The sequence below is a fragment of the Variovorax sp. AB1(2024) genome (genome assembly GCF_037482385.2).
Taxonomy (GTDB): Bacteria; Pseudomonadota; Gammaproteobacteria; order Burkholderiales; family Burkholderiaceae_C; genus Variovorax.
The window spans coordinates 5,072,116-5,089,624 of the sequence record NZ_JBBHKP020000001.1 but is presented as its reverse complement, the minus strand read 5'-3'; the positions used below and the strand labels follow the sequence as shown (position 1 = coordinate 5,089,624).

The 17,509-nt window shown below is 64.6% G+C and carries 16 protein-coding genes and 1 tRNA gene; 8 read left to right on the top strand and 9 right to left on the bottom strand.

Annotated elements, in window-relative coordinates:
• The first annotated feature begins 120 nt into the window (after positions 1–120).
• From dcm to WIX39_RS23860, 3 genes are read left to right on the top strand one after another with little or no spacing between them, the layout of a single operon-like run.
• Positions 121–1,368 (top strand): DNA (cytosine-5-)-methyltransferase, encoded by a 1,248-nt coding sequence (dcm, locus tag WIX39_RS23870; protein ID WP_409195997.1) that lies wholly within the window; start codon positions 121–123, stop codon positions 1,366–1,368.
• A gap of 3 nt (positions 1,369–1,371) precedes the next feature.
• On the top strand, positions 1,372–1,881 hold the full coding sequence (locus tag WIX39_RS23865) for a very short patch repair endonuclease (RefSeq protein ID WP_409195996.1): 510 nt from the start codon (positions 1,372–1,374) through the stop codon (positions 1,879–1,881).
• On the top strand, positions 1,878–3,266 hold the full coding sequence (locus WIX39_RS23860; RefSeq protein ID WP_409195995.1) for a type II restriction endonuclease: 1,389 nt from the start codon (positions 1,878–1,880) through the stop codon (positions 3,264–3,266). The genes WIX39_RS23865 and WIX39_RS23860 overlap by 4 nt, the downstream gene beginning before the upstream one ends.
• Positions 3,267–3,323: 57 nt before the next feature.
• Here WIX39_RS23860 and WIX39_RS23855 read toward each other — a convergent pair.
• From WIX39_RS23855 to WIX39_RS23830, 6 genes are all read right to left on the bottom strand, one after another.
• Positions 3,324–3,399 (bottom strand) — tRNA-Thr (locus WIX39_RS23855).
• 25 nt (positions 3,400–3,424) lie between these two features.
• Positions 3,425–4,435 (bottom strand): class 1 fructose-bisphosphatase, encoded by a 1,011-nt coding sequence (locus WIX39_RS23850; protein WP_081271268.1) that lies wholly within the window; start codon positions 4,433–4,435, stop codon positions 3,425–3,427.
• Between the two features lie 26 nt (positions 4,436–4,461).
• Complete coding sequence (gene pepN / locus WIX39_RS23845) at positions 4,462–7,155, bottom strand: aminopeptidase N (protein ID WP_409195994.1); 2,694 nt, start codon at positions 7,153–7,155, stop codon at positions 4,462–4,464.
• On the bottom strand, positions 7,142–7,828 hold the full coding sequence (locus WIX39_RS23840; protein WP_409195993.1) for an HAD family hydrolase: 687 nt from the start codon (positions 7,826–7,828) through the stop codon (positions 7,142–7,144). Before WIX39_RS23840 ends, pepN begins: the two co-directional genes overlap by 14 nt.
• 5 nt (positions 7,829–7,833) lie before the next feature.
• Positions 7,834–8,938, bottom strand: a protein-coding gene (gene prfB, locus WIX39_RS23835) for a peptide chain release factor 2 (RefSeq protein WP_106937221.1) whose coding sequence is annotated in 2 segments (ribosomal slippage) — positions 7,834–8,856 and positions 8,858–8,938 — 1,104 coding nt in all. Because the reading frame shifts where the segments join, the coding sequence is not laid out codon by codon here.
• 187 nt (positions 8,939–9,125) lie between these two features.
• A complete protein-coding gene (locus WIX39_RS23830) occupies positions 9,126–9,938 on the bottom strand; it encodes a MetQ/NlpA family ABC transporter substrate-binding protein (RefSeq protein ID WP_106937222.1) in 813 nt (270 codons plus the stop codon).
• A gap of 238 nt (positions 9,939–10,176) precedes the next feature.
• On the opposite strand from WIX39_RS23830, the gene WIX39_RS23825 reads away from it, so the two are divergent.
• The 4 genes from WIX39_RS23825 to WIX39_RS23810 are packed head-to-tail and all read left to right on the top strand — an operon-like array spanning position 10,177 to position 12,974.
• Positions 10,177–11,064, top strand: coding sequence for a methionine ABC transporter ATP-binding protein (locus WIX39_RS23825; protein ID WP_409195992.1), 888 nt, complete (start codon positions 10,177–10,179; stop codon positions 11,062–11,064).
• Positions 11,057–11,719, top strand: coding sequence for a methionine ABC transporter permease (locus WIX39_RS23820; RefSeq protein ID WP_081271273.1), 663 nt, complete (start codon positions 11,057–11,059; stop codon positions 11,717–11,719). Before WIX39_RS23825 ends, WIX39_RS23820 begins: the two co-directional genes overlap by 8 nt.
• A 39-nt stretch (positions 11,720–11,758) precedes the next feature.
• The gene (locus tag WIX39_RS23815) at positions 11,759–12,586 is read left to right on the top strand and encodes a MetQ/NlpA family ABC transporter substrate-binding protein (RefSeq protein WP_409195991.1); all 828 of its coding nucleotides are present in this window, start codon (positions 11,759–11,761) and stop codon (positions 12,584–12,586) included.
• 37 nt (positions 12,587–12,623) lie between these two features.
• Complete coding sequence (locus WIX39_RS23810; protein ID WP_081271275.1) at positions 12,624–12,974, top strand: hypothetical protein; 351 nt, start codon at positions 12,624–12,626, stop codon at positions 12,972–12,974.
• A 197-nt stretch (positions 12,975–13,171) separates the two neighbouring features.
• Here WIX39_RS23810 and WIX39_RS23805 read toward each other — a convergent pair whose 3' ends face one another.
• The 3 genes from WIX39_RS23805 to WIX39_RS23795 form a co-directional block, all read right to left on the bottom strand.
• On the bottom strand, positions 13,172–14,527 hold the full coding sequence (locus tag WIX39_RS23805) for an LLM class flavin-dependent oxidoreductase (protein ID WP_285414684.1): 1,356 nt from the start codon (positions 14,525–14,527) through the stop codon (positions 13,172–13,174).
• Entirely contained in the window at positions 14,524–15,357 is an 834-nt protein-coding gene (locus WIX39_RS23800) for a MetQ/NlpA family ABC transporter substrate-binding protein (RefSeq protein ID WP_409195990.1), read from the bottom strand. The genes WIX39_RS23805 and WIX39_RS23800 overlap by 4 nt, the downstream gene beginning before the upstream one ends.
• Positions 15,358–15,465: 108 nt before the next feature.
• On the bottom strand, positions 15,466–16,368 hold the full coding sequence (locus WIX39_RS23795; protein ID WP_409195989.1) for a LysR family transcriptional regulator: 903 nt from the start codon (positions 16,366–16,368) through the stop codon (positions 15,466–15,468).
• A gap of 128 nt (positions 16,369–16,496) precedes the next feature.
• On the opposite strand from WIX39_RS23795, the gene WIX39_RS23790 reads away from it, so the two are divergent.
• Entirely contained in the window at positions 16,497–17,507 is a 1,011-nt protein-coding gene (locus tag WIX39_RS23790; protein WP_409195988.1) for an aldo/keto reductase, read from the top strand.
• Positions 17,508–17,509 lie beyond the last annotated feature (2 nt).

The following is a 17,509-nucleotide window of genomic DNA, read 5'->3' as shown; positions in this document are numbered from 1 at the left end:
AAGGGTGGAGGATCAACAGCTCAGTGCTTGAGCGACGTGCCGTGCAGTGCTGTAAAAATCTACAGGTGGACCGAAGAAAGACATCCTGTCTGCTATTCTTCCCAGATTACTGGAGCAGCTATGGGCAATTCGAACGATTTTCTTGAGATTCTGCGAGACGCTCGCACGCGGTTCAGCCAGAAGCAGCTGGCTGACAAACTGGGGCTCGACCCCAAGACCATCGGAAGGTGGGAGCGCGAGGAAACGCACCCTTCGCCGCTTGAAATTCCCGCAATCTGCAACATCCTGAGGGCAGAGAGGATCAAAGCCGGCCAAGGCGGTGCCGACTTCACCTTCATCGACCTGTTCGCGGGCATCGGCGGCAACCGCCTAGCCTTTGAGAAGGCTGGCGGTCAGTGTGTGTTCACCAGTGAATGGAACCCCTTCGCCGTCAAAACCTACAAGGCTAACTTCTCGCATGACCACCGTTTTGAGGGCGACATCACCAAGGTCGACGAGCACAGCGTCCCAGACCATGACGTGCTGCTCGCCGGTTTTCCGTGTCAAGCGTTTTCGATCGCCGGTGTCTCCAAAAAGAACTCGTTAGGCCGCGATCATGGCTTCAAGGACAAGACGCAGGGCACGCTCTTTTTTGACGTTGCTCGCATCATTGCTGCCAAGCAACCAAAGGCATTCCTGCTGGAGAACGTCAAAAACCTAGTAAGTCACGATAAGGGCAACACGTTCAAGATCATCCGCGAGACGCTCGAGCAGGAACTGGGCTACCACATCGAGTACCGTGTGGTTGACGGGCAGTGTTTCGTGCCGCAGCATCGTGAGCGCATTCTGATCGCCGGGTTTCGCAAGGACGCGGGCTTCCGCTGGGACGATGTGCAACTTCCCGAGCATGGCCCGCGCCTTAAATCGATCCTGCACCCCCAAGACGGAACCGAAGAAGCCGAAGAGCCTTACACCAGCGGAGCGAAGGGCAAGGTGTCGGCGCGGTACACGCTTACCGATAACCTTTGGGCGTACCTTCAAGCCTACGCGGCCAAGCACAAGGCAGCTGGCAACGGCTTCGGCTTCGGCCTCGTTGATGGTCGCTCGGTAACCCGTACGCTTTCAGCTCGGTATCACAAGGACGGTTCCGAAATTCTCGTCTCGCAGGGCGCGCGCAAGAATCCACGTCGGCTGACCCCGCGCGAGTGTGCACGTCTGATGGGCTTTCCGGCGAACTACATCATTCCGGTGAGCGACACCCAAGCGTATCGGCAGTTCGGAAACTCTGTCGTTATGCCCGTGATGGCCGCGGCGGCAGCAGCAATGAAACCGGCCATCGTGACGCTGGTCGAGCAAGCCCGCAACGACCGGCAATTCACGCTCGTCTGACTCGTGGACATAGTCGATAGCGCCACGCGTAGCCGGATGATGTCCGGCATTCGTGGCCGCGACACGAAAATTGAACTGGTTGTGCGCAAAGCCTTGCACGCGAGGGGGCTTCGTTACCGGTTGCACAACCGGACTTTGTCGGGGAGGCCAGACATCGCATTCATGTCGGCGAAAGCCGCCGTGTTTATGCATGGGTGCTTCTGGCATGGTCATGACTGTTCGTTCTTTCGGCTACCCGCTTCGAACACCGAGTTTTGGAGAGAAAAGATAGACGCCAATCGCGCACGCGACGCCAAGGTACTCGATGCACTGCACGTCCTCGGATGGCGCACTGCGACGATCTGGGAGTGCGCGATACGCGGGAGGCCGATGGAGGAGCTTGTGGGCCTGTTTGACTGTATTGAAAACTGGGTGCGTGCAGGTACGGGACACTTGGAACTGCGAGGGCCGGCCGGCACGGCCATATCGCAGCAGCCAGTAGCAAAACGCGCTCAAAAAGAGAAGAAAAAGTGACCAACGATCAGCTGCAAAGCGACCTTTTTACGTTCGAGTCAGACGCCTCCCTGGACGAGCTTGCTGCTGTTCTTGAAGGGGCAGAGCAGGTTTATCTGAAGAAGCTTTCGTTGAACGACTGGCAATGGAGTGAGAACCCGGGCGCCCACCAAGGCGGCGTTTACGTACCTCACGAGGATAGGGATGGCGGATTCTTTCCGGCCCTGAGCTTGAAGGAGCGTGCTGGAGGCGGAGCGGCTATCCGTGAAATCTGGTTTGAGCTGCATTGGCCGCAGGCGGAGGTGACCAAAACTGCCCGGCTTGTTCACTACACGAGCAAGGGCCAAGAGACGCATCTCACCAACGTAGTCAAGGAGCCGTTCCGCGGCGTGAGTCCGGCATCGTTTCTGCTCATTGCGCGGCGACGACTGCGCACAGGCGAGTTGCAATTTACGGCATTCGTCGCCGACTCCGGAGGGCCCGGCGTCGGCTATCTGCATGACCTTTTCCGCTTTGATTCGGACTTCATCTCCGGTTGCTTTGTGCCGGAAGCTGCGGCTCGGGATTCTGCGGATCGTGCGCTCGGTTATGTTGAGCAAGCCGTCCGCGCTTGGCGTGAAGGATCGCTGGTTGAATTTGCAGCGCTACATGCAACGATTCCGAGCACCGGCAGGATGGCCGAGTTGGCGCAAACGAAGTACATGAATGCCCACTCGCTCGGCTCGCTTGATCCCTTTGCGCTCCCTGCGCCCGGAGATGCTGTCATGCGGATCAGTCGGGATATTGAATATCGTCTGTTCAAAGACTTCGAACTGCGAGCCAGATCTGTAGAACTTGTCCGCATCGTGTTTGGGGTCGACAGCACCGTCACCACTGTCGAAGGTGCTATCCGATCGCTCATCACCGAATTTCCACGCATCGACAAGGTGCTTCTTTCCGCGGCACAGCAGCGCAAGTCACGCGCAGGAAAGTCCTTCGAACTTCATATCGAGCGGCTTTTGAAGGACGGCGGAATTCCGTATGAAGCGCAGGTGGTCATCGAGTCAAAGAAGCGACCAGACTTTGTACTCCCGGACTTTCTCCTCTATTCGGATTCCGCGCGGACTCATCAGGAGGCACTTGTGCTCAGTGCCAAAACAACACTGCGCGAACGCTGGAAACAGGTTCACGGTGAGATCCAAAACTGCGATTTGTATCTGGCGACAGTTGATGAGAATGTCGCCGCTAACGTGATCGCGGAAATGGCTGAAGCAGGGATTTCCCTCGTTGTACCTGAATCACTGAAGACGTCGGATGCTGCTGTCTACCGACGCCAGCCAAACGTCATCTCGTTCGGGGAGTTTTTCGAGACCCATCTACGGAAGCAGCGATTCCCACTCTGGCGCGCGCGGAGCGTAAATCTCTGAACTGGATGCTCTAAATAAAAAAGCCCCGCTATCTGAAATAGCGGGGCTTTTACTTTTTGGTGCCGGAGAGATGAATCGAACACCCGACCTTCTCATTACGAATGAGCTGCTCTACCGACTGAGCTACACCGGCGAAGCCTCAGATTATAGACAAAAAATCAGGCTTTCTCTGCGTGGTACTTCGTCAGGCGCTCAACTTCGTTTCTAGAACCCAACATCACGCTCACGCGCTCGTGCAGTTTGGAGGGTTGCAGCTCCAGGATGCGCTGCTTGCCGTTGGTGGCGGCGCCGCCGGCCTGCTCTACCAGCCAGCTCATGGGGTTGGCCTCGTACATCAGGCGCAGCTTGCCGGCCTTTTCGGGCTCGCGCTTGTCCCACGGGTACATGAACACGCCGCCGCGCATCAGGATGCGGTGCACGTCGGCCACCATGCTGGCAATCCAGCGCATGTTGAAGTCCTTGCCGCGCGGGCCTTCCTTGCCGGCCAGGCATTCGTCGATGTAGCGCTTCACGGGCTCGTCCCAGTGGCGCATGTTGCTCATGTTGATCGCAAATTCCTTGGTGTCGGCCGGAATCTGGATGTCTTCCTGCGTCAGCACGAAGCTGCCTTGCTCGCGGTCGAGCGTGAACATGGCCACGCCGTTGCCCACGGTCAGCACCAGGGTGGTCTGCGGGCCGTAGATGCAGTAGCCGGCCGCCACCTGCTGGGTGCCGGGCTGCAGGAAGTCGCTTTCCTGCACGCCGGGGTGGTCGTCGGGCTTCTTCAGAACGCTGAAGATGGTGCCGATGCTCACGTTCACGTCGATGTTGCTGCTGCCGTCCAGCGGGTCGAACATGAGCAGGTATTCGCCCTGCGGGTAGCGGTTGGGCACCACGTGGATGGATTCCATTTCCTCGCTGGCCATGGCCGCGAGGTGGCCGCCCCATTCATTGGCCTCGATCAGCACTTCGTTGGCGATGATGTCCAGCTTCTTCTGGATCTCGCCCTGCACGTTCTCGCTCTCGGCCGTGCCGAGCACGCCGCCCAGCGCGCCCTTGTTGACGGCCTGGCTGATGCTCTTGCAGGCACGGGCGACCACTTCGAGCAGCAGGCGCAGCTGGCCGGGAATGAGACCGTCGGCGCGCTGTTGTTCGACGAGGTAGCGGGTGAGGGAAATCTTTTGAGCCATGTGTCTTCCGGGTTCGGGGTTCTTCTTCAGTTGCCTGCAAGAGCGCGCGTCACCACTTCATGGGTGTCCTTGCTCAGGTCGGGCTTGGCGGCCACGCGGGCAATGGCTTCGCGCGCGGCGCTGCGGTACGGCTCGGCCAGCTTGCTCCAGCGGTCGAGCGAGCGCGCCAGGCGTGCGGCCACCTGCGGGTTGATGGCGTCCAGCTCGATGACGCGTTCGCTCCAGAACACGTAGCCGGCCGCGTCGGGGCGGTGGAATGCGCCGGGGTTGGCGCTGCAGTAGCTGAAGATCACGCTGCGCGCGCGGTTGGGGTTCTTCAGCGAGAAGTCGGGGTGCTTCATCAGCTGCTTCACCAGCGGCAGGATGTCGCCGCCGCGGTCGCTGGCGCCGGCCTGCAGGGAGAACCACTTGTCGATGACCAGTGCCTCGTCCTTGAAGATGGCGTGGAAGCGCGCGAGCGCCTGCGCCGCCAGGGTGTGGCCCGACGACACCAGCGCGTTGAGCGCGTTGAAGCGGTCGGTCATGTTGCCCGCGTCCTTGAAGCGCTGCAGCGTCTTGCCCGGCCACACCACGTCGCCAGAGGAACGCGCCGCCAGGCACAGGAAGTTGAGCGCCATGCCGGCCAGCGCGCGGCGGCCCGACGAGGTCGGGTCGGGGCTGTAGGCGCCGGTGTCGTGGTTTTCTTCATAGGCCTGTTGCCAGTCGGCGAAGAGGGCGGTGGCCAGCTGGGCGCGCATGGCTTCGCGCACCAGGTGCACGCGCTGCGGATCGACCACTTCGAGCTGCTCGGCAATGTAGGTTTCCGACGGCAGCGTGAGCACCAGTTCCTTGAAGGCGGCGTCGAGCTGCGGGTTGCGCAGCACGCTGCGCATGGCGTCGATGTAGGCGTCGTTGAGCACCGGCGTGGTGTCGGTGGCCAGGGCGGCAATGCCCTGCAGCGCGGCGCGCAGGCCCAGGCGCTGGCCGGCTTCCCAGCGGTTGAACGGGTCGGGGTCGTTGGCCAGCAGGGTCAGCAGCTGGGCGTCGGTGTACTCGAAGTCGAGGATCACCGGCGCGCTGAAGCCGCGCAATATGGAAGGCACGGGCTCGGCGTCCAGCCCCACGAAGGTGATCTGCTCGCCGGCGCGCGACAGCACCAGGGTGCGCGTGCCGCGGGTCACTTCGCTTTCGCCTTCGAGCTGCAGCGGCAGTTCGCGGCCGTTGGCGTCGAGCAGGCCCACGTTCAGCGGAATGACGAAGGGTTCCTTCACCGGCTGGCCCGGGGTGGGCGGGCAGCTCTGCACCACGCTCAGGGTGTAGCTGCGGTTTGCCGGGTCGTACACGCCATGGGCCGCAAGGCGCGGCGTGCCGGCCTGGCTGTACCAGCGCTTGAACTGGGGCAGCAGGCGGGCCAGTTCCGAATCGGGGTTGGCGTCGGCAATGGCCTGCGCGAAGTCGTCGCAGGTCACGGCCTGGCCGTCATGGCGCTCGAAGTAGAGCGAGATGCCCTTCTCGAAGCCCTTGCGGCCGACCAGCGTCTGCATCATGCGCACCACCTCGGCACCCTTTTCGTAGATGGTGACGGTGTAGAAGTTGCTGATCTCGATGTAGCTGTCGGGCCGCACCGGGTGGGCCATGGGGCCCGCGTCTTCGGGGAACTGGGCGGTGCGCAGCACGCGGACGTCTTCGATGCGCTTCACGGCGCGGGCCGAGGCGTCGGCGCACAGGTCCTGGCTGAATTCCTGGTCGCGGAAGACGGTGAGGCCTTCCTTCAGCGAGAGCTGGAACCAGTCGCGGCAGGTCACGCGGTCGCCGCTCCAGTTGTGGAAGTACTCGTGGCCGACCACGCTTTCGATGTTGCTGTAGTCGGCGTCGGTGGCGGTGGCCTGGTTGGCCAGAACGTACTTCGTGTTGAAGATGTTCAGGCCCTTGTTTTCCATGGCGCCCATGTTGAAGTCGCTGGTGGCGACGATCATGAAGCGGTCCAGGTCCAGCGGCAGGCCGAAGCGGGCCTCGTCCCACAGCACCGAGTTGATGAGCGAGTTCATCGCGTGCTCGGTCTTGTCGAGGTCGCCGGCGCGCACGTACACCTGCAGCAGGTGTTCCTTGCCGCTGCGCGCCTTGATGCGCTGCTCGCGCGCCACCAGCTTGCCCGCCACCAGGGCGAACAGGTAGCTGGGTTTCTTGAACGGGTCGACCCACTTGGCAAAGTGGCGGCCTTCGGGCAGTTCGCCCTGTTCGACCAGGTTGCCGTTCGACAGCAGCACCGGGTAGGCGGCCTTGGCGGCGCGCAGCGTGACGGTGTAGCTCGCCATCACGTCCGGGCGGTCGAGGAAATAGGTGATGCGGCGGAAGCCCTCGGCCTCGCACTGCGTGAAGAAGGTGTCTTCGCTCACGAACAGGCCCATCAGCTTGGTGTTCTTGATGGGGCAGCAGGTGGTGAAGATCTCAAGCTCGAACGCATCGGGCAGGCCGTCGATGACGAGCTGGTCGCCTTCCATGCGGAACGACGCGCCCTGGCCGTTGACCAGCACGCGCGCCAGGTTCAGCTCGTCGCCGTCCAGGCGCAGCGGCTGCACCGGCACATCGGGGTTGCGGCGCATCTGCATGCGGTTGAGCACACGGGTCTTGGCGGGGTCGAGGTCGAAGGTCAGGTCGACGGTGTCGATCCAGTAGGCCGGAGCGGCATAGTCTTCGCGGCGAATGGCAATGGGTTGCCCTTGGGCGTCACGCTGCAGCATCGAGGGTCTCCAGAAAATTTGAATGGGCGAGTTCGTTGTAGTCGCGAACGGCGGCGATCACGTGGGGGCCAGCCAGCTCTGCGGCGGTATGGGTGCTGCAAACGGCCACGGCACGCATGCCGCCGCGGCGCGCGGCCTCGATGCCGAAGGGCGCGTCTTCGAACACGATGCAGCGCTCGGGCGCCACGCCGATGCGGCGCGCGGCTTCGAGAAAGATGGCGGGCGTGGGCTTGCCGCTGAAGCCTTCGTCGCCGCCCACGATGGCCAGCGGCAGCGGGTCCATCTTCAGCCGGGACATGGCGAACTCGATGTTGCCCTTGTCGCCCGCTGTGCCCACCGCCACCTTGAGCCCGCGCGCCTCGGCCGCCTTGGCGAAGGCGGTGAAGCCGGCCACTTCGGTGAAGTTGTCGTGGAACATGGCGCGGTAGATCTCTTCCTTCTCGTGCACCATGGCCAAGCACTCGGCATCGGACAGCTCGCGCTCGAACAGCTCGCGCATGCACTCGGTGCCGGTGCGGCCGGTGGTGCGCGCGAGGATGTCGCTCACGTCGAGCTTCAGGCCGTGGCGCGCCACGAATTCGACCCACGACCGCGCATGCCAGGGCATGGAGTCGATCATGGTGCCGTCCATGTCGAAGATGAAGGCTTCGACCTTGCCGTGCATCGGGCTCATTGGGGTTACACGCCTTGCTTGAGAGAGGCTTCGATGAACACGTCGAGGTCGCCGTCCAGCACCTTCTGGGTGGCCGAGACTTCGACGTTGGTGCGCAGGTCCTTGATGCGGCTGTTGTCCAGCACGTAGCTGCGGATCTGGTGGCCCCAGCCCACGTCGGTCTTGCTGTCTTCGAGCTTCTGCTGTTCTTCCTGGCGCTTGCGCATCTCGTGGTCGTACAGGCGCGAACGCAGGCGCTTCCACGCCACGTCGCGGTTGCTGTGCTGGCTGCGGCCGTCCTGGCACTGCACCACGATGCCGGTCGGAATGTGCGTCAGGCGCACGGCCGAGTCGGTCTTGTTGATGTGCTGGCCGCCGGCGCCGCTGGCGCGGAAGGTGTCGGTGCGCACGTCGGCCGGGTTGATCTCGATCTCGATGGAGTCGTCGATTTCCGGGTACACGAAGATGCTGGCAAAGCTGGTGTGGCGCCCGCCCGACGAGTCGAACGGCGACTTGCGCACCAGGCGGTGCACGCCCGTTTCGGTGCGCAGCAGGCCGAAGGCGTAGTCGCCCTCGACCTTGATGGTCGCGCCCTTGATGCCGGCGGTGTCGCCCGGCGTTTCGTCTTCGATCTGCGTCTTGAAGCCCTTGCGCTCTGCGTACTTCAGGTACTGGCGCAGCAGCATGCTGGCCCAGTCGCAGGCTTCGGTGCCGCCGGCGCCGGCCTGGATGTCGATGAAGGCGTTGAGCGGGTCGGCCGGGTTGTTGAACATCCGGCGGAATTCGAGCTGCTTGATGTCGGCTTCGAGCGCGGCGGCGTCATCGGCGATGGACTGCAGGCCGTCCATGTCGCCTTCTTCCTTCGACATCTCGAAGAGTTCGGTGTTGTCCGACAGCCCGTTGGTGAGACGGTCGAGCGTGACGACCACGTCGTCGAGCGACTTCTTCTCCTTGCCCAGCTCCTGGGCCTTCTTCGGGTCGTTCCAGACGTTCGGGTCTTCGAGCGATGCGTTGACTGTCCTCAGTCGTTCAGCTTTGGCATCGTAGTCAAAGATACCTCCGTAAATCGACCGTGCGGGCGCTCAGGTCCGCGAGCATTGCGCCGATTTGGTTGATCTGTTCTGCGTCCATGGGGTGTCCTGACTGTGTTCGGGGGAAACCGGACATTTTCTCATGCTCCGGTGAACCGCCCGGCAGTGGCCCCGTATTGCTCATTCCCCCGCTGGGGGAAGGCCGGGATGGGGGCGGGCAGGGCGTTTCGTGCGAGCGCCGCTTGCCCCCACCCCAACCCTCCCCCGGCGGGGGAGGGAGAAAGTCATCAGAACGCGGGAATCAGCGAGCCCTTGAACTGCGTCTCGATGAAGCTCTTCACCTCCGGCGACTGGTAGGCCGCCACCAGGCGCCTGGCCCAGGGCTTGTCCTTGTCGGCGCGGCGCACGGCGATCAGGTTGGCGTAGGGGCTCTTGGGCGATTCCTTGATCACGGCGTCCTTGTTGAACGACAGGCCGGCCTTCTCCGCGTAGTCGTTGTTGATGGCGGCAATGGCCAGGTCGTCGAGCGAACGCGGCAGCTGGGCGGCGTCCAGCGCCACCAGCTTCAGCTTCTTGGGGTTGGTCACCACGTCCAGCGGGGTGGCGTTGTTGTTCTTCACGGCCTCGGGCTTGAGGGTGATGAGGCCGGCCTGCTGCAGCAGCAACAGCGCGCGGTTGCCGTTCGACGGGTCGTTCTGGATGCCGACCGATGCGCCGTCCGGCAGCTGGTCGACCGACTTGATCTTGCGCGAGTAGAAGCCCAGCGGCGCGGTGATGGTCAGGCCCACCGGCACCAGGTCGAAGCCGCGCGCCTTGATCTGGTTGTCCAGGAAGGGCTGGTGCTGGAAGGCGTTGGCGTCCAGGTCGCCCGAGGCCAGCGCCGCGTTGGGCAGCTGGTAGTCGTTGAACACCACGACCTGGATGTTCAGCCCGTCCTTGGCGGCGACCTTCCTGACCACCTCGAAGATCTGCTCGCCGTTGCCGACGGAAACGCCGACCTTGATGTTGTTCTTGTCCTGTGCCAGGGCAGCGCTGCCGCTGAAGACGGCTGCAGCCAGCGTGGCGATGAAAAGGCTGCGGCGGCGGAAAGTGGAGTGCATGACAGTGCGGAAATCGAAAAAATGAAGGCGCGAATGTGGCACTGCAGCAAGGAATTGGGAACGAACGAATAGGCATATCGATATGGCGTGTATGGCGCGCATCGAGGTTTTCTTATGCCGTATGAGATATAAACAGCATCCTTTTTCTTCGTTCCCTTTTGCCGCTTTTGTTTTCATACTCGGCACCTTTTTCGCGAACCTCCGTGCCCGGCGCCCTCGCCGGCCGCGCTTCTTCCCAATGAGCCATCCTTCGCCCGATGCGGGCCGCGCCAGCGCGGCACCCGTCATCCGACTCCAATCCGTGCAGAAGTCCTTTGCACTGCCCAGCGGCGAGGTGTTCGACGCCGTGCATTCGCTGTCGCTCGAAATCCAGCAGGGCGACGTGTTCGGCCTGATCGGCAAGAGCGGCGCTGGCAAGTCGACGCTGCTGCGCCTGATCAACCTGCTGGAGCGGCCCGACGCGGGCCAGGTCTTCGTGGGCGGGCGCGACCTCACCACGCTCTCGCGCAGCGAGCTGCGCGACACGCGCCAGAACATCGGCATGATCTTCCAGCAGTTCAACCTGCTGCAGAACGCCACGGTGTTCGACAACGTGGCCTTCCCGCTGAAGATCCACGGCCGCCACTCCAGGGCCGAAATCGATGCGCGCGTGCGCGAATGCCTGGCCCTGGTGGGCCTGGCCGAGAAGATCGACACCTACCCGGCGCAGCTGTCCGGCGGCCAGAAGCAGCGCGTGGCCATCGCCCGCGCGCTGGCGCCGCGCCCGCAGGTGCTGCTGTGCGACGAGCCCACCTCGGCGCTCGACTCCGAGACCACGCGCTCGCTGCTGGAGACGCTGCGCGACATCAATCAGAAGATCGGCGTGACCATCGTGATCGTGACGCACGAGCTGTCGGTGGTCGAGGTGCTGTGCCGCAACGTGGCCATCCTCGAAAAGGGCCGCCTGATCGAGCAGTTCGCCGTCGAAGAGGCGCCGAACGAAGAGCGCAAGACCGCACTGGGCCGCGAAATCGACGAACTGGTGCGCCGACGCGAACGCGACGTGCGAGAACAGCAACAGGCGCAGCAGCAGCAACAAGACCGCGCCGCGACGGCCGTGGCCGCCAAGGAGCCCGCCTGTGTTTGAGAACATCGCCCCCATCCTCCCCGAGCTGTGGGTCGCTACCGGCCAGACCTTCATGATGCTGGCCATCGGCCTCACGGCGGCGGTGCTCATCGGCGGGCCGCTGGGCATCCTGCTGTTCCTGCTGGGCCCGGGCCAGTCGCTCGAGAACAAGCCTGCGTTCCTGGTGCTCAACTGGCTGGTGAACACGGTGCGCTCGTTCCCTTTCATCATCCTGCTGGTGGCGCTGGTGCCGTTCACGCGGGTGATCGCGGGCACGTCGATCGGTCCGCTGGCGGCGGCGGTGCCGCTGTCGTTCGCGGCCATTCCCTACCTGGCGCGGCTTGTCGACCAGTGCCTGCGCGAAGTGCCGCGCGGCGTGATCGAGGCGGCCCATGCCATGGGCGCGACCGAGCTGCAGATCGTCTGGCGCGTGCTGCTGGTCGAGGCTCGTTCGGGCCTGGTGCTGGCGCTGACCGTGCTGGCCGTGAGCTTCCTGTCTTACTCGGCGGTGGCCGGCGTGGTGGGCGGCGGCGGCATCGGCGACCTGGCCATCCGCTACGGCTACTACCGTTTCCAGACCGACGTGATGGTGCTCACCGTAGCGCTGCTCGTGGTGCTGGTACAGATCCTGCAATTCGTGGGCAACACCACGGCAAGCAGGCTCGACAAGCGTTGAGTTGATTCTTTCTTTTCCCTAGCTAGCTTTCTCTATCTCATGAAGACCGTTTTCCTGCGCCGTTCCGTTCTCGCCCTGTCCCTGGCCGCGCTGTCGCTCGGAGGCCTCTCGCTGCAGGCCCATGCGCAAGACCCCGCCAAGAAGAACCTGGTGATCGGCGGCACCGCCGGCTCCAACGCCGACCAGCTGAAGGCCGGCATCGTGCCGATCCTCGAAAAGAAGGGCTACAAGGTCAAGCTGGTGGAGTTCAACGACTACGTGCAGCCCAACCTGGCGCTGGCCCAGGGTTCGCTCGACGCCAACTTTTTCCAGCATCAGGTCTACCTGAAGAAGTTCGCGGCCGACCAGAAGCTCGACATCACCGAGCTGGTGCAGGGCCCGATCGCCCCCATGGGCGTGTACTCGACCAAGCGCAAGACGCTGGCCGACGTGAAGGAAGGCGACCGCGTGACGCTGCCGAACGACCCGAGCAACCTGGCCCGTGCGCTGGTGCTGCTGGAGCAGAACAAGCTGATCACCATCAAGGCCGGCATCGACCCGCTGCGCGCGTCTGAAAAGGACGTGGCCGAGAACCCGAAGAAGCTGAAGTTCATTCCGCTCGAAGCCGCGCAGCTGCCGCGCTCGCTGGGCGACACCGAGTACGCGATCGTCAACGGCAACTTCGCGATCTCGTCGGGCCTGAAGCTCACCGAAGCGGTGGTGCTCGAGAAGACGCCCGACTACTACCTGAATGTGGTGGCCGTGAAGACCGCCGACAAGTACACCCAGTGGGCCAAGGACATCGCCGAAGCCTACCGCTCGAAGGAGTTCAAGGCGGTGGTCGACAGCAAGTTCCAGGGCTACGCCAAGCCCAGCTTCCTGCAGTAAGCCTTTCTTTCCTTTCATCCGACGAAGGACGCTCCCCATGCCCGTTCTGGCCGTATTCGATGCCCAAGGAAGCTGGCGCGACACTCATGTGTGCGACGGCTGGATCACCGAGCACTTGGCGGGGCAGGGTGTGAGTTGGGGGCGCGGCAAGAAGAAGGGGCAGCGGGTGCTGGACAGCGCGGGGCTGTTCTATGTGCCTACTGCTGACGGCTATCTCGGCCTGCTGCTGGAGGCCGGTGAATGGGCAGCCATGCCGGCCGGCAAGCCGCATTTCTTCGATGCGGGGGAGGCGGAGTCGCTCGACGGTCTGCCTGCTTCTTTGCCTTTGTTCGAGGCGTTTGTCGAAGAAGTGCTGTCTTTGACCGGGAACGACGCGGACGAGGAGTGAGTTCTTTGTTCTGGGCGCGTGCACAGGGCACGCTGCTGGTGTTCAGCCTATGAATCACCGCTCTGCACACGATCAGGCCGATGGGGTGCCTTGCGCAGCGAAATAAAGGAGGAGGGGCGCAGCCCCGGGGGACATTCGCGGAGCAAGGTACCCCGTCGGCCTGATCGCACCCCGAACAAGCGCCTGAATGAAAAACGCTACGCAGCCAACCGCTGCACAGCCCGTCCACCAGGCCGCGCCAACCCGAGGTGATCGCGCAATGTGCGCCCCTCGTAGTCCTTGCGGAAGATTCCGCGCTTCTGCAGGATCGGCACCACGCCGTCGACGAAGTCCTGCAACCCGTGCGGCAGCGCATCGGGCATCAGGTTGAAGCCGTCGGCAGCTCCGGCCCTGAACCAGCGTTCGATGTCGTCGGCAATCTGCTCCGGCGTGCCGACGATCACGCGGTGCCCGCCGCCGCCCGCCAGTTCTCGGATCAGCTGGCGCACCGTGTAGCCGTGCGTGCGGCCGGCCGCCACCACGGCGTTGAAAAAAGTGTGGTTGCCGTTGCCATTGGCCGGCAGCGGCAGGTCGTCGGGCAGGCGCTCGTCGAGCTTCAGCCGGTCGGGCGTGACGCCCAGCGTGCCGGCGATGCGCGTCAGGCTGTAGTCCCATGGAATCAGGTCCACCAGCTCGTCGCGGCGGCGCAGCGCCTCTGCCTCTGTGCTGCCGACGATGGTGGTCAGGCCCGCGAGCACCTTCACCGCGTCGGGGCCGCGGCCGAGTTCGGCGGCGCGCGTCTTCAATGCGCGCGCGTACGCCAGAGACTCCTCGAACGATTGCGACGCCGAGAACACCGCCTCCGCATGGCGCGACGCCAGCTCGCGGCCGTCGGCCGATGCGCCGGCCTGCACCAGCACCGGGTGCCCCTGCGGCGGGCGCGGCAGGTTCAGCGGACCCTGCACCGCGAAATGCTCGCCCCGGTGCGCGATGGCGTGCACCTTGGCCGTGTCGATGAAGCTGCCTGTGGCCTTGTTGCCGATGAAGGCATCGTCTTCCCAGCTGTCCCACAGCGCCTTCACGATGTCTGTGAACTCCGAGGCGCGCGCATAGCGCTTCGCATGGTCGGGCACCGCGTCGAGGCCGAAGTTGCGCGCCGACGGCAGGTCGGCCGTCGTCACCACGTTCCAGCCCGCGCGGCCGCCGCTCACATGGTCGAGCGTGGCGAAGCGGCGGGCGATGTTGTAGGGCTCGTTGTAGCTGGTCGAGGCCGTCGCGATCAGGCCGATGTGTGTGGTGGCGGCGGCCACGCAGGCCAACAGCACCGTGGGCTCCAGCGCTGTGATCGGGCGGAAGTGGATCTGGTCCACGATGGCCGCGTTGTCCGCGAGGAACACCGCGTCGAGCTTGGCCGCCTCGGCGATCTGCGCGGTTCGGATGTAGTGCTGGATGTCCGCAAAGGCCCACGGGTCGCTCTCCGGCAGGCGCCAGGCCGAAGGCACGAAGCCCGAGTGCAGGATGTTGACGTTCAGGTGCAGCTGGCGCGGCCGGGGGCCGGGGTTCGAAGCGCTCATTGGGCGAAGTAGTCGGGCAGGCGGTAGCCGGCCCAGGTCGGGTTGGCCTTGAAGAAGCGCTGGAACTCGGGCGACTGGTAGGCCGCGGCGATGTCTTTCGCGAACTTGGCGTTTTCGTTGCCGCGCTTGACGGCGACCACGTTCACGTAGGGCAGCGTCATGTCCTCGAGCTTGAGCGCCTCGGTGAGCTTCAGTCCCGAGGCCACCGCGAAGTTGCCCTGCACGGCGGCGATGTCGGCGTCGGCCAGCGAGCGCGGGGCTTGCGCGGCTTCGAGCGGCACCAGCTTCAGGCGCTTGGGATTGCTCGATATGTCGCGCTCCGACACCGCGATCGGGCTCACGCCCGGCTTGAGCGTTACCCAGCCGATGGCCGAAAGGATGTTGAGCGCGCGCGCCGCGTTCACCGGGTCCGAAGGCAGCGTGACGGTGGCGCCTTCGGGCACCGCGTCGAGCGACTTGTGGCGCTGCGAATACAGGCCCATGGGCGGCGTCGGCACATGCACGACGGGCACCAGGTCGAAGCCCTGCTGCTTGTTGGTGGCGTTGAGATACAGCGTGTGCTGGAAGATGTTGGCGTCGATCTGCCCGCGCTCCACGGCGTCGTTGGGCTGCACGCCCTGGCTGAACTCGACGTACTTGACGGTGTAGCCCAGCTTCTTCAGCTGGGGCTCGATACCGTTGGTGAAGGCGTCGCGATACGGGCCGGGCATGAAGCCCACGCGCAGGTCGGCGGCCTGGGCCGATACGTGGATGAACAGGCCCAGCGCAAGGCTGCCGAGCAGCGAGGCGGACCAGCGTGCCAGCGAGGGCGCGCGCAACTGAAAACGCATGACGGGCAACTCCGGGAAGCAAACAAAGAGAGCTGGGCACTCTAGGTCGCGCCGCCGGCCGTGCGAACGAAGATTCGCGCGCTTGGTTATCCGCTGGCCAAATATCCGTCAGCCGGTCGAGCCTTCGCGCTTGAGGAAATCCACGAAGGCCCGCAGCGGCGCGGGCATGTGCGTGCGGCTCGGGTAATACAGGAACGGCCCCGAGAAGCTCTGCCACCAGTCTTCGAGCACCGGCACCAGCGTGCCGCGGTCGATGGAGGGGCGCAGGTATTCGTCGAAGGTGTAGATCAGGCCCAGCCCGGCTTCGGCGGCGTGCAGTTCGAGGCTGAGCATCGACGCGACCAGCGGGCCGGTCGGCGTGATCTTCACCGCCTTGCCTTTGCGCACGAAAGCCCAGGCCGCGAGCACGCCGCTCTGGAAGCGGTGGGCGATGCAGGCGTGCTTCAGCAGGTCGGTCGGGTGCCTGGGCGTGCCGTGCTTCGCCAGGTAGCCGGGCGAAGCGGCGGCCACGAAGCGCTGCGTGCGCGGGCCCAGCGGCACGGCGATCATGTCGCGGGCAATGCTCTCGTCGTAGCGGATGCCGGCGTCGAAGCCCGCCGCGAGCACGTCGATGAAGGTGTCGTTGGTCGTCACTTCGAGCGTGATGCCCGGGTGCGCCGCCAGGAAGCTGCTGGCCAGCGGCGGCAGCACGCGCTGCGCCACGATGGTCGGCACGTTCAGCCGCAGCGTGCCGGTGGGGCTGTCGCGAAAACTGTTGAGCGTGTCGAGCGCGCCGGCAATGTCGTCGAGCGCTGGCGAGATGCGGTCGAGCAGGCGCTGGCCCGCTTCGGTCGGCGTGACGCTGCGCGTGGTGCGGTTCAGCAGCCGCACGCCGAGCTGCGCTTCGAGCCTGCGCATGGCCTCGCTGAGCGAGGAGGGCGACACGCCGCGCAAGGCCGCGGCACCGCGGAAGCCGCGCGCCCGCGTCACCGCCACGAAGGCGCCCAGGTCCGAGAGATCGGGTTCGTTCATGGCCTGATTGTGCTTTTTTCCGCACAACCCGTGCGGAGGCGGACGGATTATCGAACGGGGCATTTCCTTCCAGACTACCTCCCATGCCGCTCGCAACCGCACGCGGCCCCTCTGAAAGGATCGTCACCATGAACACACTCCAACTCGGTGCCACCGGCCCGCAAGTCTCCGCCTTCGGGCTCGGCTGCATGGGCATGTCGGGCATGTACGGCCCGTCCGACCGCGCGGAAAGCATCGCCACCATCCACGCCGCCATGGACGCGGGCATCACCCTGCTGGACACCGGCGACTTCTACGGCAGCGGCCACAACGAGATGCTGATCGGCGAAGCGCTGAAGGGCATGAAGGGCTCGCAGCGCGACGCGGCGCTGCTGAGCGTGAAGTTCGGCGCCATGCGCGACCCGGCCGGCGGATGGATCGGCTACGACGCGCGGCCCGCGGCGGTGAAGAACTTCGCCACCTACTCGCTCCAGCGCCTGGGCGTTGACCACATCGACGTGTACCGCCCCGCGCGGCTCGATGCGAACGTGCCCATCGAAGACACCATCGGCGCCATCGCCGACCTGGTGAAGGCGGGCTACGTGCGCCACATCGGGCTCTCCGAAGTGGGCTCGCAGACGATTCGCAGAGCGGCGGCGGTGCACCCGATCTGCGACCTGCAGATCGAGTATTCGCTGATCTCGCGCGGCATCGAGGACGACATCCTCTCGACCTGCCGCGAGCTGGGCATTGCCATTACCGCCTACGGCGTGCTTTCGCGCGGGCTGATCAGCGGGCACTGGACGAAGGACAGCGCGGGCGCCAAGGATTTCCGCGCGCACAGCCCGCGCTTCCAGGGCGAGAACGCGGAGCGCAACCTCGCGCTGGTCGATGCGCTGCGCAAGATCGCCGATGCCAGAGGCGTGACGGTGGCGCAGATCGCCATCGCGTGGGTGGCGGCGCAGGGCGATGACATCGTGCCGCTGATCGGCGCGCGGCAGCGCACGCGGCTCGACGAGGCGCTGGGCGCGTCGAGCGTGCGGCTCACGGCCGACGATCTGGCGGCCATCGAGCGCGCGGTGCCCAAGGGTGCTGCGGCCGGCGACCGCTATGCGGCGGCGCAGATGGCGACGCTGGACAGCGAGCCGCGCCGCGGCTGAGC